At 71.4% G+C, this 6,618-nt stretch carries 3 protein-coding genes and 2 pseudogenes; all 5 read right to left on the bottom strand.

What is annotated here, in order from left to right; genetic code table 11:
- Positions 1 to 826: glucan biosynthesis protein (locus FUT87_RS16305; RefSeq protein WP_186830574.1), on the bottom strand; the 826-nt coding region annotated here is incomplete at its 3' end.
- A gap of 164 nt (positions 827 to 990) precedes the next feature.
- Positions 991 to 2,351, bottom strand: a pseudogene (locus FUT87_RS16300) (sigma 54-interacting transcriptional regulator).
- Positions 2,352 to 2,430: 79 nt separating this feature from the next.
- The gene (locus FUT87_RS16295; RefSeq protein ID WP_091725690.1) at positions 2,431 to 2,955 is read right to left on the bottom strand and encodes a hypothetical protein; all 525 of its coding nucleotides are present in this window, start codon (positions 2,953 to 2,955) and stop codon (positions 2,431 to 2,433) included.
- Positions 2,956 to 2,993: 38 nt separating this feature from the next.
- Positions 2,994 to 5,399 (bottom strand): ATP-binding protein, encoded by a 2,406-nt coding sequence (locus FUT87_RS16290; RefSeq protein WP_147241691.1) that lies wholly within the window; start codon positions 5,397 to 5,399, stop codon positions 2,994 to 2,996.
- Positions 5,351 to 6,618 (bottom strand): annotated as a pseudogene (locus FUT87_RS28920) (hypothetical protein); the annotation flags it as partial. The gene FUT87_RS16290 and the pseudogene FUT87_RS28920, both read right to left, overlap by 49 nt.

Here is a 6,618-nt window from a genome sequence, read left to right as displayed (position 1 = left end):
CCAGCGCCAGCGTCGCCACCGGGGCGCGCATGAACAGGCGCACGCGGGTCTCGACGACGGTCTCGGCGCCGGGCTTGATGACGAAGGTGTAGGCACCGCTGGCGCGGGGCGAGTCCATCAGCGCATGCACGGTCAGCGTCTTGGCGTCGGCGCCGGGGCGCTCGATCCAGAACTCGCTGAAGCGCGGGAATTCCTCGCCCTTGCCGCCCACCGTGTCGATGGCCAGGCCGCGCGCCGACAGCCCGTAATGCTGGTTGGCGCCCAGCACGCGGAAGTAGCTCGCGCCCAGGAAGACGGCGAGCTCGTCCTTGTACTTGTCGTTGTTGAGGTGGTAATGCGCGCGGAAGCCGGCGTAACCGACATCGCCCCACTTGCCCGGCGAGAGCTGGCTGTTCTTGCCGTAGTCGAAGTCCTCGCGCTTGAACGGGACCGGCCGGGCCTGGCCGCCGACGATCTCGTTGATGCGCACGGCCTGGGTCTGGTAGTGGCCCAGGTGGAAGAACATCAGCTCGAAGGGCAGCCGCTCCTGGCGCCACAGCGCGCGATCCGGCTTGAAGCGGATGTCGCGCATCTGGTCGTAGTTGAGCTGCTTGAGCTCGGCCGGCAAGTTGTCCGGCGGCGCGACGTAGGGCTTGGCCGCCAGCCCCTTGGCGCGTTCGGCGATCTCGTCGAAGCCGAAGGCCTGGGCGGCGGACGCCGCGGCCAGCAGGGCGGCGCCGACGGCCAGCCCGATGAACGATCCGATCCACCGACGTTGGTCAGCCTGGCGGCGAGCGCTGGTCGCCGGGATGCGGGCCTGAGGGGTGAGGGCGTGAATAGTTCGCATGTGGCGGGCCTTTCTGCAAGGCCCGTGCCACCGGCGATTTCTCTTTCAGATCAACAACTTACGCGTTTTGTGCGCTGCCGCACCGTGAATTTTCTGTCGCCGGGCGGCGACGCTGACGGTGGGTTTTTCTGCAAGTTGTTGATTTTGAATGAATTTTCTTGTCGCTATTCGGCGACAGGTCCTTCGGACCGGAACATCGAGGGCTCCAGTCCGTTGCGCTGCAGCAAGCGGTAGAACTCGGTCCGGTTGCGGTCGGCGAGCCGCGCGGCATCGGCGACGTTGCCGTCGGTGAGCTTGAGCAGGCCGACCAGGTACTCCCGCTCGAAACGCTGTCGCGCCTCCGCGTAAGGAAGTACTTCGACGCTGGGCGAGCGCAGCGCGCGCTGCACCAGCGAGAGCGGGATCAGCGGCGAGGTCGCCAGCGCGCTCACCTGCTCGACGACGTTGTGGAGCTGGCGCACGTTGCCCGGCCAGGAGGCCATCGTGAGCGCCTTGAGCGCGTCGGGCGCGAAGCCGTTGAGGCGCTTGTCGTACTTCAGCGCGAGCTTCTGCAGGAAGTGCTGGGCGAGCAGCGGGATGTCCTCGCGGCGCTCGGCCAGGCTGGGCAGCGTCAGGCTGACGACGTTGAGCCGGTAATAGAGGTCCTCGCGGAACTGGCCCTCGGCCAGCGCGGCCTCCAGGTCGCGGTGGGTGGCCGACAGGATGCGCACGTCGATCGGCACCGATGCGCTGGCGCCGACCGGGCGCACCTGGTGTTCCTGCAGCACGCGCAGCAGCTTGACCTGCAGCGGCAGCGGCATGTCGCCGATCTCGTCGAGCAGCAGCGTGCCGCCGTCGGCGGCCTGGAAGAGGCCGCGGTGGTTGGCCAGCGCGCCGGTGAAGGCGCCCTTGACGTGGCCGAACAGTTCCGATTCGAGCAGCGGCTCCGGGATCGCGCCGCAGTTGACGGCGACGAAGGGCCGCTTGGCGCGCGGGCTGGCGGCATGGATCGCGCGGGCCAGCAGCTCCTTGCCGGAGCCGCTCTCGCCGCGGATCAGCACCGGGGCCTGCGAGGCCGCGACCAGGCGCGCCTCGGCCAGCACCTCGGCCATCACGTTGGAGCGGCTGACGATGGACTCGCGCCAGGCCTGGTCGGGGCTGTCGTCCTGGTGGACCGCGGTGAGGGTCAGGGCTTGCGCGATGGTGTCCAGCAGCGCCCGGCCGTCGAAGGGCTTGGTCAGGTAGGTGTAGACGCCCTGCGCGGTGGCGGCGACCGCGTCCGGGATGGTGCCGTGCGCGGTCAGCAGGATCACCGGCAGCGCGGGGTGGCGCTCGCGGATGGTGTTGAACAGCGCCAGGCCGTCCATGCCGGGCAACTGCACGTCGCTCAGCACCAGCGCGGGGCGTTGCACGTCCATCTGCGCCAGCGCGGCCTCGGCGCTGGCCACGGCGGTGACGTCGTAGCCGGCCGCTTCCAGCCGCATCGACAGCAGCTTCAGCAGGTCGGCGTCGCGTCGACGATGAGGAGCCGCGCGCCCGCGCTCATTGGAGCCCCTCGTCCGCGGCAAGCCGCGACCGGTCCCCCGAGGGGACGCGAGCTTGCTTGGGACGGCCCAGCGCTGCGCTCATGGCTTGTCCAGCGCCGAGCGCGGCCCGCCGAGGCTGCGTTCGATCGCCTTGAGCGCCTCGAGCTTGCGGTTGGCTTCGTCGAGCCGCCGTTGCAGGTCGTCGCGGACCTGCTTGGTTTTCTCGAGCTCGCCTTCCATGCGCCGCTGCTCGGCGACGCGGTCGGCGAGGAACTGGGCGATGGGGCGCCATTCGTTGGCCTCGGGCCGGGCGTCGCGCAGCACCTGGTCGAGCAGGGTCTGGGCGCGGAAGGTTTCGCCGTTGTTGTGGCTGAACATCAGCGCCAGCGCCAGCTGCACCGCGTTGCCGGGCGGCAGCGTGGCATCGTCGCGCGGCGCGACTTCCTGGCCCAGCTCGAGCGGGCTGAGCTGGCGCAGGCGGTCGTTGGCATTGAGCACGATGCGCGCCGCGTTGTCGGTGGGCGCCACGACGGGCACCTGCACCGGCACCTCGACGCGGACCTCCTTGACGATGGTGCGGGGCGGCTGCTGCGCGCAGCCCGCCGCGAGCAGGGCCACCGCCACCGCGGCGATGGCGGCAAGCGGGACCGGTGGCCGCGCGGTCAGGCGGTGAGGGACTTCAGGGACCGTGGCGTGTGGGCGCATGGCAGCGTGATTCTGAAATGTGCGCCCTGGTCGGCGGGCAGCAGGTCGATGTGACCGCCATGGGCGGCGATGTACTCGGTGACGATGGACAGGCCGATGCCGGTGCCCTTGAGGGCATCGTCGGGCTGGCGCTCGCCGCGATAGAAGGGCTCGAAGATGCGGGCCTGGTCCGCCGGCGCGACGCCCGGGCCGTCGTCGCGCAAGTCGATGGTGAGCTGGCCGCCCTGGCGCGCGAGGTCGATGTCGACGTGGCCGCCGGGCGGGGCGAAGCGTATCGCATTGGAGAGCAGGTTGCCGACCGCGGCCGCGATCTTGGCCGGGTCGACCTCCGCTTCGAGCGGGCCGCCGGACAGGCGCACTTGCAATCCGCGTGCCTGCCACTGCAGGCGCTGGTGGTCGATCGTGCCCTGGATCAGGGACACCAGCTCGGTGCGCTGCGGCTTGAGGTCGCGGGCCTCGAAGGCCGCGGCATTGAAGCGCAGCAGGTCCTCGATCTGGCGCTGCAGCACGGCGGTGTTGTCGCGCAGGATGCGGGCGACCTCCTTCTGCTTGTCGTTCAGCGGCCCGGCGACCTCGTCCTCCAACAGCGCGGTGCCCTCGCGCAGCGCGGCCAGCGGCGTCTTGAGCTCATGCGAGACATGCCGCAGGAAACGCGCCTTGTCGGCATCGAGCTCGGCCAGCCGCAGGCGCAGCCAGTCCAGCCGCTGGCCCAGCGAGCGCAGGTCGGCCGGGCCGGGGATCTCGATGCGGTCGTCCAGGCGGTTCTCGCCCAGGCCGGCGATGGCGCGCTCCAGGCGCCGCAGCGGGCGGGTCAGGAAGATGCCGAACACCAGCGACAGCAGCGCCGCCACGGCGATCGCGCCGAGGACCTGCTGGCCCAGCAGCACGCGGCCGTTCTCGAGCTTGTCCTGCAGCACGCGGTTGCTGGTCTCGGCATGGCGGCGCACGTCCTCGGCCAGGCCGCCGGTCAGGCCGCCGAGCTCGCGGAAACGCGTCATCAGCTCGGTCTCGCGCCTGCGCGCGTTGGCGGGGAGGGCGCGCGGGCTGTCCAGCAGCGCGCGGATCTCGTCGAGCTTGGCTTTCCACGCCTCCAGCGGCGCCGGCGTCAGCCCCTGCGCGCGCAGCAGGCCCAGCACATGCTCGGCATCGTCGGCATCCTCCTCGAAGCGCCTGCGCAGCGCCTGGTCCTCCAGCACCGCGTACTGGCGCGCGGCGCGCTCCATGCTGACGCCGCGATCGCCCAGCTGCTGCACCTGACCGCTCATGCGGGCGGCTCGCACGACGGCCTCGCGGCTCTGCATCGTCAGCCGCTCCAGCGTCAGCAGCCGGCGGCGGCCCCAGACGCGGATCGTCTGCGGCGCGGTCAGCGGCGCGCCGACGATGGCGCTGCGGCGCGCGGTGAAGATCTGGTTCCAGGGCTCGAGCACCATCCGCGCCGGCCCGCCCGGCGACAGCTCGAAGCGCAGCGAGCGCGGCCCCGCCCGCTCCTTGCGCTGGCGCAGCGCGGCGCACAGGTTGTGCAGGTCCATCGGATGCAGCTCGACGACGGTGGCCGGCAGCGTCATCGCGCTGGACACCTGCAGGAAACCGCGGACCCAGCTGTCGGGCAGGTCGATCTTCTCCTCGCGGAAGGCCGGGTCGTCGCCGGTGGCGACGGTGAAGCCGGCGGGATCGAGCTGCAGCCGCGTCGTCTTGTAGTCGCGGATCTTCTGGAACTCGTCGTGCAGGCTGGCCGAGTAGTCGATGTTGGTCGTGCCGCAGGCCATCTCGCCGGTGCGGTCGAACACGTCGTGCCGCACGCTCACCGCGCAGTAGGTCGATTCGTCCTGGCTGAAGGCCTCGAACAGCAGGCGCTCCGGATGCACGGTGATGACCGGGTCCAGCACGTACCAGGCGTCGCGGTGGTTCCAGAACAACCAGTTGAAATAGGCCTGCTGCGCCTTGTAGAAGGGCGCGAGCACGCGTTGCTTGCTCGCGCGCAGCGTGCGCAGCTCGGTGTTCAGCGTCTCGCTGGACTGCTTGAGCTCGGCCGAGCGCGACATGAAGCGCGCCAGCAGCGATTGCTCGTTCTCCGCCAGCCACTGCCGGTAGACGGACTTGTCGCGACCGCGGTAGCGCTGGTCGCTGACGACGATGGCATGCAGCGCCGACATCGCCTCCCGGAACGCCAGGTGCGCGTGCGACGCGCTGCGCAGCAGGCCGTCGAAGGCGGTCGGCGGCCGCAGCGTGTCCGGCGCGAAGTGGAAGGACTGCGACGCCGCGGTGTCGTCGACGGTCGTGCTGCCGTAGTACTTGTAGCGGAACTGCATCGTCGTCAGGCCGGGTCGGCGGTGGTCGTGGTGGCGCCGGCGGGCGAGTGCCACCTCAGGAAGGGCAGCGCGATGCCGGGATGCCGCGCGGCGATGTCGCGCAGGCCGGCGATGTACTGCGGCTTGTCGGTGAGGCTGGCGGTCACCACCTGGCGCGCGAAGATCTCCGCCACCACCTCGGCGGTCTCCGGCGCCGCGATCTGCGCGCGCAGGAAGGCGGTGACGCGGGACTTGGCGGCGCGGCCGCGATGGACCTGGCTCAGCACCGTGAGGAAGTAGGGCGTCAGCGCGCGCAGCTGCCGCGCCAGCCGGGGCGCGTCATCGGTCGGCAGCTCCAGCAGCCATTGCGTCACGAAGAGCTGCACCTGCGTGCCGGGGTGCTGGCTCAGGCGCGTGAGGCACAGCGACGCGTCGGCGGCGCTCATGCGGCGCACCAGTCGCGCGCGGCCCAGCGCCTGCACCCAGGCCTGCGGATGGTCCACCCATGCGATCAGCAATTCGACGGCGAGGGACTCGTCCGGCAAGCGCTCGCCGAAGAGCGTCCGCGTGTACGCGATCGCATCGTCGAAGCTCGATTCGGCCAGCGGCAGCAGCTGCTCGGACTGCTCGTGCGAGGGCACCGGCGGCAGGCGGGTGTCGAGCGCCCGCATCGCCCAGGCGCGCACGCCGGCATCGGCATGGCGGACCAGCGTGGCGAGCTGGCGCAGCGAGAAGTCGTCCGGGGTCAGCGTGGTGAGCGCCCAGGCACCGTAGCGCTGTGCGCCGGTGCTGCGCGCCTGCAGCGCGCGCCAGCTGCCGGCGGCGTCGCGGGCCGGCGCGTGCGGCGCAAGGTCCTGCGTCAGCCAGCGCAGCGCATCGGCATGGGCGCCTTCGCCGCTTTCCGTCTGGAACAGCGAGCGATGCAGGCGGTCGGCGACCTGGCGGGCGAAGTCGGCGTCGTCGCGCGCCACGCGCAGCAGCGCCGATCCGATCGCGGCGCGGATGCCGGCATGGGCATGGGTCGCGAGGTCGCCGATCAGATCGACCTGGCGGCGCAGCACCTCGTCGGGCAGCGCCGCCAGCAGACGCACGCCCCCGGCGCGACGCTCGGGATCCTCCGCGGTGATCAGCCGCGTCATCAGCGCCGGCGGCAGCAGCGCGACCCCGGCGGGATGCAGCAGCAGCCAGCTCACGCCCACGCGCACGACGGCCGCCGACGGATGGTCCAGCAGCGGCAGCAGCGCGCCGAGCCGCGGCATCACCGCTTCCGACGCGGCCGGCGCCAGCGGGCCGC

This window comes from Mitsuaria sp. TWR114 (assembly GCF_007997345.1).
This window is presented reverse-complemented; position numbering and strand designations above follow the sequence as displayed.